The sequence below is a fragment of the Pseudomonas sp. Pseusp18 genome (genome assembly GCF_059506005.1).
In genome coordinates, this window is the sequence record NZ_CP169240.1 from 758,208 (window position 1) to 776,780 (window position 18,573).

Consider the following 18,573-nt stretch of genomic DNA (forward strand, 5'->3'; position numbering starts at 1 on the left):
ACCGTGAACCCGGTAATCAAAAAATTCCAGTTCGGTCAGTCGACCGTTACCCTCGAGACTGGCCGTATCGCCCGTCAGGCCTCCGGCGCAGTATTGGTCACCGTTGACGACGACGTCAGCGTATTGGTGACCGTAGTCGGTGCCAAACAAGCTGATCCAGGCAAGGGCTTCTTCCCTCTGTCTGTTCACTACCAGGAAAAGACTTACGCTGCCGGCAAGATCCCTGGCGGTTTCTTCAAGCGTGAAGGCCGTCCTTCCGAGAAAGAAACCCTGACTTCCCGATTGATCGACCGTCCGATCCGTCCGCTGTTCCCTGAAGGTTTCATGAACGAAGTGCAGGTTGTCTGCACCGTCGTTTCCACCAGCAAGAAGACCGATCCGGACATCGCTGCGATGATCGGTACCTCGGCTGCGCTGGCTATCTCCGGCATTCCTTTCGATGGCCCGATCGGCGCTGCCCGCGTTGCGTTCCACGAAAGCACCGGTTACCTGCTGAACCCGACTTACGAACAACTGAAAGCTTCGAGCCTGGACATGGTCGTTGCCGGTACTTCGGAAGCCGTGTTGATGGTTGAATCGGAAGCCAAAGAGCTGACCGAAGACCAGATGCTGGGTGCGGTACTGTTTGCTCACGACGAGTTCCAGGTGGTGATCAACGCCGTTAAAGAACTGGCCGCTGAAGCTGCCAAGCCGACCTGGACCTGGGCTCCACAGCCAGAAGCCACTGCTCTGCTGGGCGCTATCCGTGCCGAGTTCGGCGAAGCGATCTCCCAGGCTTACACCATCACCATCAAGGCCGACCGTTACGCTCGCTTGGGCGAACTGAAAGACCAAGTGGTTGCCAAGCTGTCCGGTGAAGAAGGCCAACCTTCGGCTGCTGACGTCAAAGCTGCTTTCGGCGAAATCGAATACCGCACCGTTCGCGAAAACATCGTTAACGGCAAGCCACGTATCGACGGCCGCGACACCCGTACCGTACGTCCGCTGAACATCGAAGTGGGTGTTCTGCCGAAGACCCACGGTTCGGCTCTGTTCACCCGTGGCGAAACTCAGGCTCTGGTCGTCGCGACACTGGGTACTGCCCGTGACGCACAGCTGCTGGACACCCTGGAAGGCGAGAAAAAAGACCCGTTCATGCTGCACTACAACTTCCCTCCGTTCTCGGTAGGTGAGTGTGGTCGCATGGGTGGCGCTGGTCGTCGCGAAATCGGTCACGGCCGTCTGGCCCGTCGTTCGGTTCAGGCCATGCTGCCTGCTGCCGACGTGTTCCCGTACACCATCCGTGTTGTATCGGAAATCACCGAGTCCAACGGTTCGAGCTCCATGGCTTCGGTCTGCGGCGCTTCCCTGGCTCTGATGGACGCCGGCGTTCCGATGAAGGCACCGGTTGCCGGTATCGCCATGGGTCTGGTTAAAGAAGGCGAGAAGTTCGCCGTCCTGACCGACATCCTGGGTGACGAAGACCACCTGGGCGACATGGACTTCAAAGTAGCGGGTACCGCCAAAGGTGTTACCGCGCTGCAGATGGACATCAAGATCAAAGGCATCACCGAAGAAATCATGGAAATCGCTCTGGGCCAAGCCCTGGAAGCGCGCCTGAACATCCTCGGTCAGATGAACCAGATCATTGGCCAGTCGCGTACCGAACTGTCGGAAAACGCTCCGACCATGATCGCGATGAAAATCGACACCGACAAAATCCGTGATGTCATCGGTAAAGGCGGCGCGACCATTCGTGCGATCTGTGAAGAGACCAAGGCTTCGATCGACATCGAAGACGACGGCTCGATCAAGATCTTCGGCGAAACCAAGGAAGCGGCTGAAGCTGCACGCCAGCGCGTTCTGGGCATCACCGCTGAAGCTGAAATCGGCAAGATCTACGTCGGTAAGGTTGAGCGCATCGTCGACTTCGGCGCGTTCGTCAACATCCTGCCGGGCAAGGACGGTCTGGTTCACATCTCGATGCTGAGCGACGCTCGCGTTGAGAAAGTGACCGACATCCTGAAAGAAGGCCAGGAAGTGGAAGTTCTGGTACTGGACGTGGACAACCGCGGCCGTATCAAGCTGTCCATCAAAGACGTAGCAGCGGCCAAGGCTTCGGGCGTTTAATTACCCCCGCGCCTGACCGTTGAACAGCAAAACGCCCCGACTGGTTCGGGGCGTTTTGCTGTGTGCAGGAAAAAGCTGAGCGTGGAATTTGGTGTGGCGAGGGAGCTTGCTCCCGCCGGGTTGCGAAGCGACCCCACTGTTTTACGACTGCTGCGCAGCCGAGCGGGAGCAAGCTCCCTCGCCGCAAGTTGCCGTACCTCGAGACCGGTGCTAGGTTTAGCCCACAGCCCGTGTAGCTCAGCCGGTAGAGCAGCGCACTCGTAACGCGAAGGTCGCAGGTTCGATTCCTGTCTCGGGCACCATTCCCCCGCTTACTTCACCTTTCTGCTCAGATCCTCGACGGTGCGCTTGAGCTGATCCATCGCGCGATCCTGATCGCTGATTTCCCGTTTAAGACTGGAGATCTCGCTGTTGTTCGAGCTGGAGCTGGAACCGCTGTTGCGCTTGAGCTCTTCCACTTGTTTGGTGAGAGTGTTCAGGTCGCGTTCCTGTTCATTGACCGTGCGCTTGAGATCATCAATCTCCTTGCTGCTGGAGCTGGTGCTGGAACCACTGTTGCGTTTGAGTTCTTCGATCTGACGGGCCTGTTCGCTGATAGTGCGCTTCTGGCTTTCGAGTTCGCTGGCATTGGCCTTCACGGTTTTTTGCAGGTTTTCCAGATCATCGATGCTGACACTGGTTCTGACGAGCGTGTCCTTGCCGTATGAATTGTGGAGAGCGGAGATTTTGTCGGAGTACAGCGAAGGGTCAGAGGCGACTTCGACAGCCGCTTGAGCTGCGCTGGCCAATGTCAGGCTGCCGAGCAGCAGGGTAGCAGCGGCAAGACGGGTAGACGAAAGCTTCGAAAAACTGCGCATCACTGGGGTTCCTTGTGAAGTGCCGATATGGCACATCGCTATGACTTGGGATTTGAATTTATGTTCCCCGAGGTCTCCAGCATCTCTTGCACACAGCTTTTTGCGGGATAGATGTAAAGAGCCGTGTAAATCGTCGGCAAAACGTCCTATATTCGTTGCCTGCATGAGCATCGCCCAGCAGTTTTCAGATGATCCCGAATGGTTCTGAAGGCCAGACAAACCGGGCTTCAAACGGTTTTTTTGCGTCAGAGAGATCCTTGATGATCCAGATCCATCTTCCATTCCCCAGATCAGCGAGAACGCCATGACCGTTAAAGAATTGACCCAAGAAGCCAGACACGAAGAAGCCCTGAAAAAGTACGTACTGGATGCACCCCAGTTACTGGAAGAGATCAAGGACTTGCCTGCCGACGATCAGAAAGACCAGATCCAGTGGGCATTCGAGGATGAGGCAGAAGCCCAGGGCTTGCAGCCTTGGGAACTGACGCTCAAGTACACCTCAAGCCCCGAAGAGTACGAGGCCGCGCGCCTGGCACTGCACAAGGAGGCGGCCGAGGTATTGGGTGTCGAGTGGGAAGAGTACTGCGAGATGAACAATCTGGTGGTCTGAAAAAAACGCCAGCCTTCATGAGGCTGGCGTTTTTGATTATCAGGGGCGTGATCAGAGACTCAGGCGCATCGACAGATCCACCGCCTTCACATCCTTGGTCATCGCACCAATCGAAATGTAATCCACCCCGGTTTGCGCAATCGGCAGCAACGTACTTTCGTTGATGCCGCCGCTGGCCTCCAGTTTTGCCTTGCCGGCGTTCAGGCGCACGGCTTCGCGCATGTCATCCAGGCTCAGTTCATCGAGCATGATGATGTCGGCCCCCGCCGCCAGAGCTTCTTTGAGCTCCGCCAGGTTCTCCACTTCGATCTCCACCGGTTTACCCGGAGCGATCTTGTGCGCGGCAGCAATAGCCTCAGGGATGCCACCGCAGGCGGCGATATGGTTTTCCTTGATCAGGAAGGCGTCATACAGGCCGATGCGGTGGTTGTAGCAACCGCCGCAGGTCACGGCGTATTTCTGGGCCAGACGCAGCCCCGGCAGGGTTTTGCGGGTATCGAGCAACTTCACTTGGGTTTGGGCGACGAAATCCGCCAGGTACTGCGCGCGCGTGGCCACGCCCGAGAGCAGTTGCAGGAAGTTCAGCGCGCTGCGTTCGCCGGTGAGCAGCGAGCGTGCCGGGCCTTCGAGGTGGAACAGCACCTGATTGGGTTTCACCCGCTCGCCATCGCTCACCTGCCAGTGCACGGCGACCCGCGGATCCAGCTGCCGAAACACGGCATCGACCCATGCAGTGCCGCTGATGACGGCCGCGTCGCGGGTGATGATGGTGGCTTTGGCCAGACGTTCGGCCGGGATCAGTTGCGCGGTGATGTCGCCGCTGCCGATGTCCTCGAGCAACGCACGGCGCACGTTGGCTTCGATTTCGGCGGTCAAATCGGCGAGACGTAGATTCGGCATAACGGGCTCCACAAACAAAGTGGCCCGATTATAGGGCCATGGCGCGAGGCAACCCAAGGCATCAACAACCATCCCGTCGTTCGCAAACCTGCATTTGGTCGATTCGCGCGAGCAATTGGCGCTAAGCAAGGGTCACTCATAAACGTCTATTGCTTGGTGACGCGCAGAGTCAGCTGGCACAAGGGGGGGCTTTTGTCGATAATCCGCCTTGCATTTGACGTCATGGCTTTGACGTGAACCGAAGAATCACCGTTTCAGGAGGCTTGGATGCACAACGACGGGAATGTAGTGCCTTTGCACAAGGCGACTACCGATCAGGCGACTCATTCGCTGCTCGCCCGCCTGCCTGTGATTCTTCTTCAGGTTCGCGACAAAGCTGCCCAACAGCTCAAGCAGGGTTTGCAGGAGCTGTTCGATAACGCCGACGACACCTTGTTCGAAATGGCCGACCGGGCCCGGAACGATGTCGAGCAAAACATCTTCTTCGAAGCCATGCGCGATTTGCGCCTCAAGCGCAAAAGTATCGAGCGCGGTTTTCTCGAGCAGTTCCTCGAGGCTTTCCTCAGACTCACGCAGTGCGACACCTCACAGGCTGCCTTGCCCCGGGTATTGGCTTTCGATACCTCGGTGTCGCTATCCCATGACGACATGGAGCGTAATGTGGCGGTGGAGGTCATGGTCGGCAAAGTGCTGAACCGTGATGGCTTCGCCCTCGACCAGCTCACCGCCCGACTGAGCACCTTGCTGGGCAAGAAACTGGTCGAACAGCACAACCCCCTGGGGCCGACGCTGCTCTGCGAGTATTTCCTGCAGGCGGGGCGCAACCTGGGGATGGAGATCAAGGTCAAGCTGATCATCCTCAAGCTGTTCGAGCGCTATGTGCTCAGCAACGCCGATCAGCTCTACGCCGAGGCCAATCAACTGCTGATCGCCACCGGTGTGCTGCCGGACCTCAAGCCCGCCCCGGCGCGACGTGCCACTGATCGAGCGGCTGCCAGTGCTCACGCCGACCCTGTCGAGGCAGGGAGTCGCAGCGGCAATCCACAGATTGACGAGGGGGTGCAGGAAGTTTTCGCCGCCTTGCAGGAGTTGCTGCTCCATGTGCGCGGCAGCGTTGCGCCGACCCTGGAGGTCAGTGCCCAGACCCAGCCCATTTCTACCCGCGATCTGCTGCGACTGCTCTCGCACTTGCAGCAATACGTGCCGGCGCTGGCGGTTCAGGACGACTTCGACCTGCGTAACCAGCTCGAACTGCTGCTGACCCGGGTCAGCGTCAAAAGCGGCAGGTCGCGGGTGGTCGGGGTGGCTGATGAAGACGTGATCAACCTGATCGCCATGCTCTTCGAATGCATTCTCGATGACCGCAACCTGCCGGACTCCCTCAAGGCGCTGATCGGCCGCTTGCAGATTCCGATGCTGAAAGTTGCGGTGCTCGACAAGAGTTTTTTCAGCCGCAGCAGCCATCCCGCCCGGCGCTTGCTCAACGAAATCGCCGCGGCGGCCATGGGCTGGGGCGAGTGCGATGACCATCAGCGCGACAGTCTGTACCTGCGCATTGAGCAGGTGGTGCAGCGCTTGTTGAACGACTTTGTCGATGACCCGGCGATCTTTTCCGAACTGCTGGCGGATTTCCTCGCCTTCACCAATGACGAGCGTCGTCGCAGTGAATTGCTGGAGCAGCGCACCCGAGACGCCGAAGAAGGCCGCGCCAGGACCGAACTGACCCGTCAGCGCGTCGAGCAGGCGTTGAATCAGGTGTTGGTGGGCAAGGTTTTGCCGCACAGCGTGGTGGTGTTTGTTCAGGAGGCCTGGAGCAAAGTGCTGTTGCTGACCGGCCTCAAGCACGGTGATCAGTCCGCCGAATGGCACGCCGATGTGCAGACCATGGAGCAGTTGATCTGGAGCGTTCAGCGCCATGACGAACCCGATGCGAGCCTGCGCTTGTTGGCGCTGGTGCCAGGGTTGCTCAAGTCGTTGCGCGATGGGCTGAACAGCTCGGCATTCGACCCGTTCGCCACCAGCGAGTTTTTCAGCGAGCTGGAAGCCCTGCACGTTCAACTGTTTGAGCGTCCGGGCCAGAACAGCTCGCCTGTCGAGGGGCCGATGATGGTGGAAGTGCAGGAGGAAATCGTGCTTCGTACTGCTGACGAAGGCCCGGTCGAAACCGCCTCGGTGCGTTTGCCGGAGGATGATGTCGCGCTACTGCAAGTCGATCAACTGCGCCCGGGGTGCTGGGTCGAGTTTCAGGAAGACGAGGAAAACACCCTGCGTTGTAAATTGGCGGCGATCATTGAAACCACCGGCAAGTACATCTTTGTCGACCGCACCGGAATGAAAGTGCTGGAGCACAACCGTACCGGCCTGGCCCTGGAGTTTCGGCGTGGCGCGGTGCGCACGCTGGACGACACCTTGCTGTTCGATCGGGCGCTGGAATCGGTGTTGGGCAACCTGCGGCGTCTCAATCGCGGCAAGTGATCGCGCGCCGAGGGTCTATCGCGGCATACTGGGCGCCAACACAGTCGTCGTTGAAGGAGCCTGTATGCAGTTGGACCCCGCGAGTGGTTGGTGTCAGGGTGTGCGTTTATGCCCTTCGCCCAACTTCAATGCGCGCCCCGAGGGCGAGATTTCCCTGCTGGTGATCCACAACATCAGTCTGCCGCCCGCGCAGTTTCTGACCGGCAAGGTGCAGGAATTTTTCCAGAATCGTCTGGATGTCACGGAACATCCCTACTTTGCAGGGATCGCCGACCTGCGGGTGTCTGCGCACTTTCTGATTGAACGTGACGGCACCGTCACTCAGTTTGTCTCTTGTCTTGAGCGCGCCTGGCACGCCGGCGTTTCGTGTTTCGAGGGACGGGAAACCTGTAACGATTTTTCCGTGGGCATCGAGCTTGAAGGCACGGATGATCTACCGTTTACCGATGCGCAATATCAAGTGTTGACGGCCCTGACCCGACAGTTGCAAAGCGCCTTCACGGGTATCACCGCGCAACGTATCTGCGGGCATAGCGACATTGCACCCGGGCGCAAGACTGATCCGGGACCGGCGTTTGACTGGGCGCGCTATCGTGCGGACCTGGCAAAAGCCGCTCAGGAAGAAGAGGAGCAACAATGAGTTTTCTGGTGCTGCTGTTAGCGGTCTGGATCGAGAAATTCTCGGCCCTGCGCCATCGGGTTCAACGTGATGCGGGTTGGGTGCGTGAGCTGAACAAGCTTGAAGTGAGCCCACGCATGAGCAACCGTCCGTGGCTGATACTGGTGGTGCTGGTGTTGTTGCCGGTGGCGCTGCTGGGGTTGCTGTTGGTGGTGCTGGACCCGGTGGCCTATGGCTTGCTGGCGTTGCCCGTGCACCTGTTGGTGGTGATTTACAGTCTGGGGCGTGGCGATCTGCTGGCCGGCCTGGGGCCGTTTCGCGATGCCTGGCGCCGGGAAGACCTGCAGGCTGCCGCCCATGTGGCCAAACGCGACCTGGATATCTGCGCCGACAGTGGCGAGCAACTGCTGGAACGGGTGCAGGGGCATCTGTTGTGGGAGGCCTATCAGAGCTTTTTCGCGGTGATCTTCTGGTACTTCCTGCTGGGCCCGGTCGCGGCCCTGAGCTATCGACTGCTGGCGCTGGCCGAAGAGCATGGGCAAAACCCGGCCGTGGTCGAGCGCGCGACACAACTGCGCCACGCGTTCGATTGGGTGCCGGTGCGGTTGCTGGCGGCGAGCTTCGCGTTGGTTGGCAACTTTGTCGCGGTCAGCCGGGTGATGCTGCATGAGCTGCTGAACTGGAACATCAGCGCCGCCCAACTGATCGAGAAGGTCGGACTGGTTGCCGGTGAAATTCCGGCGCCGGTGGTCGGCCCGGACGGCATCAACAGCCTGGACCGGATCTGGGAACTGCTGCTGCGCGCGGCGGTGCTTTGGTACGCCGGTTTTGCGTTGTGGACTGTTTTGTCGTAATCCAAACACATCTGAAGCGAACTTCATTGTGGCGAGGGAGCTTGCTCCCGTTGGGTCGCGAAGCGGCCCCAGGCCCCCCGGCGCCCGTCCAGATAGACCGACTTGTCTGGATTTACGACTGCTTCGCAGCCGAACGGGAGCAAGCTCCCTCGCCACAGGGGCTCATCCGCTCCAACAACGGCGACCTGTCGTTAACCTTAAGTTACAAAACCTCCTTCCGATTTAGGCTATACAGAGGCAGCGCCAATAGTGGCTATCTGCTGTCTCTGCGCGCCTGCCAATAAAAATAAGAAATCAAAGGGAGACTTCACAGTGAAGAGCTTGCTCTATCCCGCCGTCGCGCTGATGAACCGCCTGAGCTTCGGCATGAAGTTCAGCCTGATCAGCGTGCTGTTCCTCGTACCGATGCTGGTGACCAACTTCTATCTGGTGCGCGACTCCTATCGCGAATTCCAGGGCACCCGGGTCGAGTTACAGAGCCTCGACCTGTTGGGCAGCGGCCTGAGCCTGCGTCGGGACCTGGAGACCCTGAACAACCTGGTACAGATCAACGTCATCCTGGGCCAGTCCGGCAAGGCCAATCATGTCGAATCGACGATCAGTGCCCTGGAGCAAAGCGTCCTGAGCCGTTTGCAGGGGCTGGCGGCGATGACCACTGACCCGGAGCAAATCACGTTTTTCGATGGTAAACGCGATGAAATGATCGCCGCGTTCAAGGCCCAGCAAGCGGAAAACTCCCTGCAAAGCAAAAGTGCGCTGATCGGCAAGTTGCTCGGTAATGCGCAGATTTTCAGCCAGATCATCGCCAGTCAGGCCGGCCTGAGCCGCGACAGCCAGAGCGACATGCGTCAGCTGAGCGAACTCATTACCAACGTCACGCCGGCCGTCACCCAGACACTCGGCGAGGGCCGGGCGATGGGGTCTTACTCGCTGGGGCAGGGTTTTCTCAATTCGGCCTCGAGTACCCGATTTGATGAGTTGCTGGCGCAGATCGAGAGACTTCAGGCCGAATACGGCCTGAAGTTGAAGGACGCACTGGGCTCCAGTAAAGCCGCGCACGAAACCCTGGCGGCTCAGGCAGAAAGCAGCAAGGCCTCCCTGAAAAAGGCCAGTGAACTGTTCGAAGAACAGGTGGTGATGGCCGACACCCTCGATGCGCCGTGGCAGGCCTTTTTCGATCAGGTCACGGGCCTGATGGACCAGACCTATCAACTCAACGAAGCCACTCTGAAGTTTCTCGGCACCCAGTTGCAGCAGCGGCTGGAGCAGCACCGTACCCACATGGTGTTGCAGGCGGTGGCGCTGGCGCTGGTGTTCGTGTTGATTTTTTACCTCTATGGCGGGTTCTACGCCTCGACCCGCACCACCCTCAAGCGTCTGGGCGCGGTGATGGACAAGGTGGCGGCCGGTGACATGACCGTAACCTTCAGCGCCAACAGCCGCGACGAACTGGGCGAGTTGGGCGAGGTGTTCACCGGTACCGTGAAGAAAATCCATGATCTGATCGAGCGAGTGGGGCAGACCGTCAGCGAGGTCGAGCGCCAGGCCGGGCAGGTCGAAAGCGTGTCCGCCCAGAGCAACCAGGCGGTGGCGGGGCAGCGTACGCAGATCGAACAGGTCGCCACCGCGATGAACCAGATGTCGGCCACTTCCCTGGAGGTGGCGCGCAGTGCCTCTGCGGCGGTTAGCAGTGCCCACAGCGTCAATGACGAGACCATCAGCGGTCGCGGATTGGTGGAGTCCCAGCAGGGCAGCATCGCGGCGTTGGCCAGCGAAATCGATCAGTCGGTGCGGGTGATCAATCAACTGGCCAGCGACAGTCAGTCCATCAGCCGTGTGCTGGAAGTGATCAAAAGCATTGCCGAACAGACCAACCTGCTGGCCCTCAACGCCGCCATCGAAGCCGCGCGCGCGGGCGAGCAGGGCCGGGGTTTTGCGGTGGTGGCGGATGAGGTGCGGACCCTGGCCAAGCGCACCCAGCAATCGACCGAAGAAATCGAGCAGATGATCGCCAAGTTGCACAGCGGTGTCGGTGCGGCGGTCAAGGCAATGGGCACCAGCCATCAGATGGCCAACGGCACCGTCGGGCAGTCGGAAAAGGTCCAGCAGGCGCTGGAAAACATCCTCGGCGCCGTCGGCATGATCGTCGACCAGAACCAGCAGATCGCCGCTGCGGTAGAGCAGCAGACCGCTGTAGCTCACGACATCGACCAGAACATCGTCGAGATCAACCGCGCCGGCGAGCGTACCGCCGAAGGCGCGCACCAGACCGAGAATGCGAGCCGAGCGCTGTCGGCGCAGGTGGTGGAGTTAAAGCAATTGATCAGCGCGTTCCGGGTTTGATGTGGCGAGGGGGCTTGCCTCCGTTGGGTCGCGAAGCGGCCCCCGGCGCCGGTCCAGACAGACCGAGTTGTCCGGATTTACGACTGCTTCGCAGCCGAACGGGGGCAAGCCCCCTCGCCACAAAAGCCCGCTCCCACAGGTATTGGATTACCAGTTGAACAACTCACACGCATTGGTGGTGCTGGCGGCGGCCAGTTGTTCGGGGCTGATCGTCATGAGGGTGGCCAGTGCCGCGCAGATCGCCGGCAAATGGGCCGGGCTGTTGCGTTGGCCGGGGAACATGGCGGGGGCCATGTCCGGTGAGTCAGTTTCCAGTACCACCGATTCAAGGGGTAAACCGGCAATCACCCGGTGCATGCGCAAGGCCTGCGGCCAGGTCGCGGCGCCGCCGAGGCCGAGTTTGAAACCGAGCTTGATGTATTCGCGAGCCTCTTCCTGACTGCCGGCGAAAGCGTGAATGATCCCTGCCCGTTTCAAGCGAAACCGTTTGAGCGTGGCAATCACCGCCGCGTGACTGCGTCGCACATGAATCAACGCTGGAAGGTTGAAGTCCGCCGCCAGTTGCAGTTGGGCGTCGAACAGCGTTTGCTGACGTTCACGATCGAGGGTTTCGATGAAGTAATCCAGGCCGATCTCGCCCACCGCGCATAGTTGGCGATGGCCCGCTAACCGCGTCAGCCAGTCACCGAGTTCGGTCAAATCTTCAGGGCGATGGTCATCCAGATACACCGGGTGCAAACCAAACGCCGCGTGCAGATCGGGATCGCTTTGCACCAGCTCCCAGACCCGCTGCCAATTGGCCTGATACACCCCCAGCACCACCATCCGCCGCACGCCGAGGGCGCGGCTCTCGGCCAGCAGCGCCTGACGATCCGGGTCGAAGTCCGGAAAGTCCAGGTGAGTGTGGGTGTCGATCAGTTCCACGGTTCAGTCCTGAAGAATACGCTGCTTGAACGTCCGCGCGATGGCCTGCACGCCGGGCTGGTAATCGGCCTGTTCGATGGCGGTCACTGCCAGTTCCAGGGCTTTGTCGGCGATCAGTTGATGCTGCTGGGCCATGGCGTTGACCGGCAGCGGCAGGAAGTCCAGCAACTGCGTATCACCAAAGGTGCCCAGGCGCAGCGGGCGGCTTTTCAGCGGGAAATCGTGCAAGGCATCGAACACGCCCTGAAGCAGCACGTAGGAGGTGGTCACCAGCGCATCCGGCAAATGGCCCAGGCGTTGGATCAATTCTTCCATCAGTTGTTTGCCGCACTCACGGCTGAACGACTCGCCGTGCTCGATCAGCGCCTCGCCTTTGAAACCGTTCAGCGCCTCCTTGAAGCCCGCTGCCCGCTCCTGGCTGATACTCAACTCAGGGCGTGCGCCGAGCAGCGCGATCTGTTTTGGCAGCGGCGTCAGCAGGCTGCGGGTCAGGTGCAGGCTGGCTTCGCGATCATCGCTGATCACCGAGCAGAAATGCTCGGGCTCCATCACCCGGTCGATGGCGATGATCGGGATGCCTTTGGCCTGCAACTGGCGATAGCTGTCGTCACCGGCCGGCAGGCAACTGGCGACGATCAGCGCATCGCAGCGGCGGGCGCGGAACAGTTGCAGCAATTGCCGTTCGCTGTCCGGCGCATCGTCGGAGCTGGCGATCAGCAGCTGATAGCCGCGCGCCCGGGCGCCTTGTTCCAGCAGTTTGGCGATTCGCGCGTAACTGGGGTTTTCCAGGTCCGGCAGAATGAAGCCCAGGGTGCGGGTGTGCCGACTGCGCAGCCCGGCGGCCTGCGGGTTGGGCGTGAAGCCATGTTGTTCGACCACTGCCCGCACGCGCTCGACAGTGGCGCTGCTGATGCGTTGCTGTTCGGCCTTGCCATTGATGACGTAACTGGCGGTGGTCACGGAGACACCGGCCAATTGTGCAATATCACTGAGTTTCAACCCGGTATTCCTTGTTTTTAGAGCGTGCCCCGACATTTTCGCCAATCCTACCCGATTGAGGCAGGCGACCATTGTCGCAGCACATCCGATAATTGGACTTCAAGGATGAGACATTATCGAGTAACGTGCCTAAGATTCTAGATTAAACGTTTCAGCAGGCGTATTTTCTACGTTATAGGTCGCTTTGGTCGGTTCTGCCGCGAAACCGCCAAAACTGCGTCTGAAAAGGTGTACTCAAAACGCCTAAGCTGAATCAATCAAAACAATACCTGGCGCCACACGGCGCCAAAAAGGAGAAAGCATGCTCGAGCTCACCATAGAGCAGATATCCATGGGCCAGTCGGCTGTGGATAAAGCCACCGCCTTGCAATTGCTCGCTGACCGACTCGTGACCGATGGCCTGGTGGCCGACGGTTACCTCGCAGGCTTGCAGGCCCGGGAAGCCCAGGGCTCGACCTTTCTCGGCCAAGGTATTGCCATCCCCCACGGCACTCCGGAAACCCGCGATCAGGTATTCGCCACCGGCGTGCGGCTGATGCAGTTTCCTGACGGCGTGGACTGGGGCAATGGCCAGATCGTTTATCTGGCCATCGGTATCGCCGCCAAATCCGATGAACACCTGCGCCTGCTGCAACTGCTGACCCGTGCCCTCGGTGAAACCGACCTGGGCCAGGCCCTGCGCCGCGCCAGTTCCGCCGAAGCCTTGCTGAAATTGCTGCAAGGTGCGCCACAAGAGCTGGCACTGGATGCACAGATGATCGGCCTCGGTGTGTCCGCCGATGACTTCGAAGAGCTGGTTTGGCGCGGTGCCCGTTTGCTGCGTCAGGCCGATTGCGTGAGCAACGGTTTTGCCGGCGTCTTGCAGCAGGTCGAAGCGTTGCCGCTGGGCGATGGCCTGTGGTGGCTGCACAGCGAGCAAACAGTGAAGCGTCCCGGCCTGGCGTTCGTTACCCCGGACAAACCCATCCGCTACCTCGGTCAGCCGCTGAGCGGGCTGTTCTGCCTGGCCAGCCTCGGTGAAGCCCACCAGGCACTGCTCGAACGTCTTTGCGCGTTGCTGATTGAAGGTCGCGGCCATGAATTGGGCCGTGCCACCAGTAGCCGCGCGGTGCTGGAAGTCCTTGGCGGTGAAGTGCCGGCGGACTGGCCGAGCGCACGCATTGCCCTGGCCAACGCCCACGGTTTGCATGCGCGCCCGGCGAAGATCCTCGCGCAACTGGCGAAAAGTTTTGAAGGCGAGATCCGTATACGCATCGTCGATGGTCACGACAGCGCGGTGTCGGTGAAGAGTTTGAGCAAACTGCTCAGCCTTGGCGCCCGTCGCGGTCAGGTGCTGGAGCTCATCGCCGAACCGGTCATCGCCGCCGACGCCTTGCCGGCCTTGCTGGCGGCCATCGAAGAAGGCCTCGGTGAAGAAGTCGAGCCGCTGCCCGCGGTGAGCCAGCAGCGCGAAGTGCTCGTAGAGGTGGAGGTCACCGAAACACTGTTCGCGCCAGAGTCCGGCAGCCTGATTCAGGCGATTGCCGCGGCACCGGGGATCGCCATCGGCCCGGCGCATATTCAAGTGCTGCAAGTCATCGATTACCCGCTGCGCGGTGAGTCTGCGGCCATCGAGCGCGAGCGTCTCAAGCAAGCGCTGGCCGATGTGCGTCGTGACATCGAAGGTCTGATCGAGCGCAGCAAGGCCAAAGCGATTCGCGAGATTTTCATCACCCATCAGGAAATGCTCGACGACCCGGAATTGACCGACGAAGTCGAAACCCGCCTCAAGCAAGGTGAAAGCGCCGAAGCGGCGTGGATGACGGTGATCGAAGCCGCCGCCAAACAACAGGAAGCGCTGCAGGACGCGTTGCTCGCCGAACGGGCCGCCGACTTGCGCGACATTGGCCGTCGGGTGCTGGCGCATTTGTGTGGCGTCGAAACGCCTGCGGAGCCTGCGCAACCGTACATTCTGGTGATGGACGAAGTCGGTCCGTCGGATGTGGCGCGTCTTGATCCGACGCGCGTCGCCGGCATTCTCACCGCTCGCGGTGGTGCCACGGCCCACAGTGCGATTGTCGCCCGGGCCCTGGGTATTCCAGCACTGGTGGGCGCCGGCGCCGCCGTGTTGCTGCTGAAACCGGGCACGCCGCTGTTGATCGATGGCCAACGCGGCCGCCTGCACGTGGACGCCGATGCTGCGACCTTGCAGCGCGCCACCGAAGAGCGCGACACCCGCGAACTGCGCCTGAAAGCCGCCGCCGAACAACGCCATCAACCGGCGCTGACCACCGACGGCCACCCTGTGGAAGTGTTCGCCAATATCGGTGAAAGCGCAGGTGTCACCAGCGCGGTGGAGCAGGGCGCCGAAGGCATTGGCCTGTTGCGCACCGAACTGATTTTCATGGCTCATTCACAAGCGCCGGACGAAGCCACTCAGGAAGTCGAATACCGTCGTGTACTCGATGGCCTTGCCGGGCGGCCGCTGGTGGTGCGCACCCTCGATGTCGGTGGCGACAAACCGCTGCCGTACTGGCCGATCGCCAAAGAAGAGAACCCGTTCCTCGGCGTGCGTGGCATTCGCCTGACCCTGCAACGTCCGCAGGTCATGGAAGCGCAATTGCGCGCCTTGCTGCGTGCGGCGGATAACCGTCCCTTGCGGATCATGTTCCCGATGGTCGGCAGCGTCGATGAGTGGCGCCAGGCTCGGGACATGACCGAACGTCTGCGTCTGGAAATCCCGGTCGCCGATCTGCAACTGGGGATCATGATCGAAGTGCCGTCGGCCGCCTTGCTGGCGCCGGTATTGGCCAAGGAAGTGGACTTCTTCAGCGTCGGCACCAACGACCTGACCCAGTACACCCTGGCCATCGACCGTGGTCATCCCACTTTGTCGGCTCAGGCTGACGGCTTGCACCCGGCGGTGCTGCAACTGATCGACATCACCGTGCGTGCGGCTCATGCTCATGGCAAGTGGGTCGGCGTGTGCGGTGAACTGGCGGCCGATCCGCTGGCGGTGCCGGTGCTGGTGGGCTTGGGTGTGGATGAGTTGAGCGTGTCGGGCCGCAGCATTGCCGAGGTCAAGGCGCGCATTCGCGAACTCAGCCTGACCCAGACTCAAACCCTTGCCCAACAGGCCCTGGCCGTGGGCAGCGCGAACGAAGTCCGCGCATTAGTGGAGGCGCTGTAATGGCCAAGATCTTAACCCTGACCCTCAACCCGGCGCTGGACCTTACCGTTCAATTGCCGATGCTTGTGCCCGGTCAGGTCAATCGCAGCGACGAAATGCACACCCACGCCGCCGGCAAAGGGGTGAACGTGGCACAGGTGCTGGCCGACCTCGGGCATCAGCTGACCGTCAGCGGATTTCTCGGGGAAGACAACCTTCAGGCGTTCGAAACCCTGTTCGCCAAACGCGGCTTCACCGACGCGTTTATCCGCGTCCCCGGCGAGACCCGCAGCAATATCAAACTGGCGGAAAACGATGGGCGCATCACCGACATCAACGGCCCGGGGCCGCGGGTCAGTGAAGCGGCGCAGCAGGCTTTGCTCGATCGGCTCGACCAGATTGCACCAGGGCATGACGCCGTCGTGGTGGCCGGTAGTTTGCCCCGTGGCGTGAGTGCCCAATGGTTGCGAGAGTTGATCCAGCGCTTGAAAAAGCGCGGCTTGAACGTTGCGCTCGACACCAGCGGTGAAGCCTTGCGCGTCGGCCTGTCGGCTGGCCCGTGGCTGATCAAGCCCAACACCGAAGAGCTGGCTGAAGCACTGGATTGCGAAGTGGTTTCCGTGGGCGCCCAAGCCGAGGCCGCGAGCCGTTTGCATGCTCATGGCATCGAGCACGTGGTGATTTCCCACGGTGCCGACGGGGTGAACTGGTTCAGTGTCGGCTCGGCGATGCATGCCACACCGCCCAAGGTCAGCGTGGTCAGCACCGTCGGTGCGGGGGATTCGTTGCTGGCGGGCATGTTGCACGGCTTGCTCAGTGCCGATACGCCTGAACAGACCTTGCGTACCGCCACCGCGATTGCCGCCATGGCCGTGACTCAGATCGGTTTTGGCATCGGCGACGCCGCGCAACTGGCGCAGCTCGAACAGGGCGTGCGCGTGCGCCCCCTGACAGAACAATAAGAGGGTTTGCAATGAAATTAGCCATTGTTACGGCCTGCCCGAACGGCATGGTCACCAGTGTGCTGTGCGCTCGTCTGCTCGATGCAGCGGCCCAGCGTCAGGGCTGGAGCACCAGTGTCGAAGTCGTGGATGCAGCCCATCCGGAACGTCAATTGTCGGCGGCGATCATCGAGGCTGCCGAGTGGGTGTTGCTGGTCACCAGCGCGCCGGTGGATATGTCGCGCTTTGTCGGTAAACGTGTGTTCCAGAGCACCCCGGCCCAGGCCCTGCAAGATGTCGAAGCGGTGCTGCGCCGTGGGGTAGAGGAAGCCGAGGTTTACGTAGCGCCCGCAGCCACCGCTGAACCTGCCGCGGTTGCTAAACAGGCGCCACGCCTGGTGGCTGTCACCGCGTGCCCGACCGGTGTCGCCCACACCTTCATGGCCGCCGAAGCCTTGCAGCAAGCGGCCAAGCGTCTGGGTTACGACCTGCAAGTGGAAACCCAGGGCTCGGTCGGCGCACGCAATCCGCTTAGTGCAGAGGCGATTGCCGATGCTGATGTGGTGCTGCTGGCGGCAGACATCGAAGTTGCCACCGAGCGTTTCGCCGGCAAGAAAATCTACCGCTGCGGCACAGGCATCGCCCTGAAACAGGCCGAAGCGACGCTGAACAAAGCCCTGGCCGAAGGCAAGCAGGAAAGCGCTGCGACCGGCGCCAAAGGCCCGGCCAAGCAAGAGAAGACGGGTATCTACAAACACCTGCTGACCGGTGTCTCGTACATGTTGCCGATGGTGGTGGCGGGCGGTCTGATGATTGCCTTGTCCTTCGTGTTCGGCATCACCGCGTTCAAGGAGCAAGGCACGCTCGCAGCGGCGCTGATGCAGATTGGCGGCGAGAGCGCGTTCAAACTGATGGTGCCGCTGCTGGCGGGTTACATCGCCTACTCGATCGCTGACCGTCCGGGCCTGGCGCCGGGGATGATCGGTGGTTTGCTGGCGAGCACGCTCGGTGCCGGTTTCATCGGCGGTATCATCGCCGGTTTCATCGCTGGCTATGCGGCCCAGGCGATCAACCGTTATGCGCGCTTGCCGCAAAGTCTTGAGGCGCTGAAACCGATCCTGATCATTCCGTTGCTGGCGAGCCTGTTCACCGGTCTGGTGATGATCTACGTGGTTGGCAAACCGGTGGCCGGGATGCTCGCGGGGCTCACCCACTTCCTCGACAGCATGGGCACCACCAACGCCATTCTGCTCGGTGTGCTGCTGGGCGGGATGATGTGCGTCGACCTCGGTGGGCCAATCAACAAGGCGGCTTACGCGTTTTCGGTGGGGTTGCTGGCATCGCAGAGTTATGCACCGATGGCCGCGACCATGGCCGCCGGCATGGTGCCGCCGATTGGCCTGGGCATCGCCACGTTGATTGCCCGGCGCAAGTTCGCCCAGACGGAACGCGAGGCCGGTAAAGCGGCGCTGGTGCTGGGGCTTTGCTTTATCTCCGAAGGGGCGATTCCGTTCGCGGCCAAAGACCCGCTGCGGGTGATTCCGGCGAGCATTGCTGGCGGTGCGCTGACCGGCGCGTTGTCGATGTACTTCGGCTGCAAACTGATGGCGCCGCACGGTGGATTGTTCGTGATGCTGATTCCGAATGCGATCAACCATGCGCTGTTGTATCTGCTGGCGATTGTGGCCGGGAGTCTGCTGACGGCGGTGGCGTATTCGGTGCTCAAGCGGCCTGAGGCGGTGGAGTTGGTGCTGGAGCCGGCTAACGCATAGATCTTATTTGTGTCATACCTGA

At 60.8% G+C, this 18,573-nt stretch carries 13 protein-coding genes and 1 tRNA gene; 10 read left to right on the top strand and 4 right to left on the bottom strand.

Features of this window, described 5'->3' with window-relative positions; all coding sequences use genetic code 11:
• Positions 1-3 precede the first annotated feature (3 nt).
• Both pnp and ACEN9A_RS03280 read left to right on the top strand, forming a co-directional pair.
• Positions 4-2,109, top strand: coding sequence for a polyribonucleotide nucleotidyltransferase (gene pnp / locus ACEN9A_RS03275; RefSeq protein WP_258672337.1), 2,106 nt, complete (start codon positions 4-6; stop codon positions 2,107-2,109).
• Positions 2,110-2,335: 226 nt separating this feature from the next.
• A tRNA-Thr gene (locus ACEN9A_RS03280) sits at positions 2,336-2,411 on the top strand.
• Positions 2,412-2,420: 9 nt separating this feature from the next.
• Here ACEN9A_RS03280 and ACEN9A_RS03285 read toward each other — a convergent pair.
• Positions 2,421-2,966, bottom strand: coding sequence for a hypothetical protein (locus ACEN9A_RS03285; protein WP_019651080.1), 546 nt, complete (start codon positions 2,964-2,966; stop codon positions 2,421-2,423).
• 304 nt (positions 2,967-3,270) lie between these two features.
• Here ACEN9A_RS03285 and ACEN9A_RS03290 point away from each other — a divergent pair, with 304 nt between their 5' ends.
• Positions 3,271-3,576, top strand: coding sequence for a DUF6388 family protein (locus tag ACEN9A_RS03290; protein WP_258672338.1), 306 nt, complete (start codon positions 3,271-3,273; stop codon positions 3,574-3,576).
• A 51-nt stretch (positions 3,577-3,627) separates the two neighbouring features.
• On the opposite strand, the gene nadC is transcribed toward ACEN9A_RS03290, so the two are convergent.
• On the bottom strand, positions 3,628-4,476 hold the full coding sequence (nadC, locus tag ACEN9A_RS03295; protein ID WP_019651082.1) for a carboxylating nicotinate-nucleotide diphosphorylase: 849 nt from the start codon (positions 4,474-4,476) through the stop codon (positions 3,628-3,630).
• Between the two features lie 267 nt (positions 4,477-4,743).
• Here nadC and ACEN9A_RS03300 point away from each other — a divergent pair, with 267 nt between their 5' ends.
• From ACEN9A_RS03300 to ACEN9A_RS03315, 4 genes are all read left to right on the top strand, one after another.
• Entirely contained in the window at positions 4,744-6,951 is a 2,208-nt protein-coding gene (locus ACEN9A_RS03300; RefSeq protein ID WP_258672339.1) for a DUF1631 domain-containing protein, read from the top strand.
• Positions 6,952-7,015: 64 nt separating this feature from the next.
• Complete coding sequence (gene ampD, locus ACEN9A_RS03305) at positions 7,016-7,591, top strand: 1,6-anhydro-N-acetylmuramyl-L-alanine amidase AmpD (RefSeq protein WP_258672340.1); 576 nt, start codon at positions 7,016-7,018, stop codon at positions 7,589-7,591.
• Positions 7,588-8,424 (top strand): regulatory signaling modulator protein AmpE, encoded by an 837-nt coding sequence (gene ampE, locus ACEN9A_RS03310; protein ID WP_064616142.1) that lies wholly within the window; start codon positions 7,588-7,590, stop codon positions 8,422-8,424. Before ampD ends, ampE begins: the two co-directional genes overlap by 4 nt.
• A 1,638-nt stretch (positions 8,425-10,062) precedes the next feature.
• Positions 10,063-10,767, top strand: coding sequence for a methyl-accepting chemotaxis protein (locus ACEN9A_RS03315; protein WP_408981116.1), 705 nt, complete (start codon positions 10,063-10,065; stop codon positions 10,765-10,767).
• Positions 10,768-10,914: 147 nt separating this feature from the next.
• Here ACEN9A_RS03315 and ACEN9A_RS03320 read toward each other — a convergent pair whose 3' ends face one another.
• Together ACEN9A_RS03320 and cra are read right to left on the bottom strand one after the other, a co-directional pair.
• On the bottom strand, positions 10,915-11,691 hold the full coding sequence (locus tag ACEN9A_RS03320) for a TatD family hydrolase (RefSeq protein WP_258672342.1): 777 nt from the start codon (positions 11,689-11,691) through the stop codon (positions 10,915-10,917).
• 3 nt (positions 11,692-11,694) lie between these two features.
• Complete coding sequence (cra, locus tag ACEN9A_RS03325; RefSeq protein WP_018929498.1) at positions 11,695-12,690, bottom strand: catabolite repressor/activator; 996 nt, start codon at positions 12,688-12,690, stop codon at positions 11,695-11,697.
• Between the two features lie 301 nt (positions 12,691-12,991).
• Here cra and ptsP point away from each other — a divergent pair, with 301 nt between their 5' ends.
• Genes ptsP through ACEN9A_RS03340 form a run of 3 tightly spaced genes read left to right on the top strand, consistent with a single transcriptional unit; the run spans position 12,992 to position 18,551 of the window.
• Positions 12,992-15,859 carry a phosphoenolpyruvate--protein phosphotransferase gene (ptsP, locus tag ACEN9A_RS03330; RefSeq protein WP_258672343.1) on the top strand — a complete coding sequence of 956 codons (2,868 nt, stop codon included), beginning with the start codon at positions 12,992-12,994 and terminating at the stop codon, positions 15,857-15,859.
• Positions 15,859-16,800, top strand: coding sequence for a 1-phosphofructokinase (gene pfkB / locus ACEN9A_RS03335; protein WP_019582440.1), 942 nt, complete (start codon positions 15,859-15,861; stop codon positions 16,798-16,800). The genes ptsP and pfkB overlap by 1 nt, the downstream gene beginning before the upstream one ends.
• An 11-nt stretch (positions 16,801-16,811) precedes the next feature.
• A complete protein-coding gene (locus tag ACEN9A_RS03340; protein ID WP_258672344.1) occupies positions 16,812-18,551 on the top strand; it encodes a PTS fructose-like transporter subunit IIB in 1,740 nt (579 codons plus the stop codon).
• The last annotated feature ends 22 nt before the right edge of the window (positions 18,552-18,573 follow it).

Bases quoted from the DNA above. Each gene is read 5' to 3' on its own strand.
- ACEN9A_RS03290 (WP_258672338.1), top strand. From the start codon at position 3,271: ATGACCGTTAAAGAATTGACCCAAGAAGCCAGACACGAAGAAGCCCTG.
- ampD (WP_258672340.1), top strand. From the start codon at position 7,016: ATGCAGTTGGACCCCGCGAGTGGTTGGTGTCAGGGTGTGCGTTTATGC.
- ptsP (WP_258672343.1), top strand. From the start codon at position 12,992: ATGCTCGAGCTCACCATAGAGCAGATATCCATGGGCCAGTCGGCTGTG.
- ampE (WP_064616142.1), top strand. From the start codon at position 7,588: ATGAGTTTTCTGGTGCTGCTGTTAGCGGTCTGGATCGAGAAATTCTCG.
- ACEN9A_RS03285 (WP_019651080.1), bottom strand. From the start codon at position 2,966: ATGCGCAGTTTTTCGAAGCTTTCGTCTACCCGTCTTGCCGCTGCTACC.
- pfkB (WP_019582440.1), top strand. From the start codon at position 15,859: ATGGCCAAGATCTTAACCCTGACCCTCAACCCGGCGCTGGACCTTACC.
- ACEN9A_RS03340 (WP_258672344.1), top strand. From the start codon at position 16,812: ATGAAATTAGCCATTGTTACGGCCTGCCCGAACGGCATGGTCACCAGT.
- nadC (WP_019651082.1), bottom strand. From the start codon at position 4,476: ATGCCGAATCTACGTCTCGCCGATTTGACCGCCGAAATCGAAGCCAAC.
- ACEN9A_RS03300 (WP_258672339.1), top strand. From the start codon at position 4,744: ATGCACAACGACGGGAATGTAGTGCCTTTGCACAAGGCGACTACCGAT.
- ACEN9A_RS03315 (WP_408981116.1), top strand. From the start codon at position 10,063: ATGTCGGCCACTTCCCTGGAGGTGGCGCGCAGTGCCTCTGCGGCGGTT.